This window comes from Micromonospora sp. D93 (genome assembly GCF_018070365.1).
GTDB classification, from domain to species: Bacteria; Actinomycetota; Actinomycetes; order Mycobacteriales; family Micromonosporaceae; genus Micromonospora; species Micromonospora ureilytica.
The window spans coordinates 1-487 of sequence record NZ_JAGPXW010000064.1 but is presented as its reverse complement, the minus strand read 5'-3'; the positions used below and the strand labels follow the sequence as shown (position 1 = coordinate 487).

1 protein-coding gene is annotated in these 487 nt (G+C 69.6%); it reads right to left on the bottom strand.

What is annotated here, in order from left to right:
* A partial coding sequence (locus KBX71_RS33410; protein ID WP_210821672.1) for a hypothetical protein occupies positions 1–487 on the bottom strand: 487 nt, incomplete at both ends.

The following is a 487-nucleotide window of genomic DNA, read 5'->3' as shown; positions in this document are numbered from 1 at the left end:
GCTGCTCCCACTGGGCGTAGGCGTCCGGGTAGGCGGAGACCTGGACGGTCTGCGCGGCCTGGGTCAGGGGCATGTCCTGCCAGCCGTCGACCTGCTTGAGGCCCTTCAGGAACGCGGTCGTCGAGTACTCCGGGTTGGTGATCTGTTCCGGAGTGCCCCAACCCGAGCTCGGGCGCTGCTGGAACAGGCCCAGCGAGTCGTGGTCGTTGATGTCGCCGAGGTGGCCCAGGTTCTCCAGCTTCGACTCCTGCAGGCTGGTGGCGATGGAGATGACCGCGGCCCGCTCGGGCAGGCCCGCCTTCTTCGTGGCGGCGATGATCGCCTTGACGTTGGCGGTCTGCTCGTCGTTCAAGGTGATGTGGGACTGGTCGCCCTGCGGCTTCGACGCCTGGACGGCCACGGCGGCGGGCTTGGCATCCACGGCCGGGTTGGCGTGGGCGGCGATCGGGCCGGCGAAGACACCGCCGGCGAACGCGAGACCGGCAAC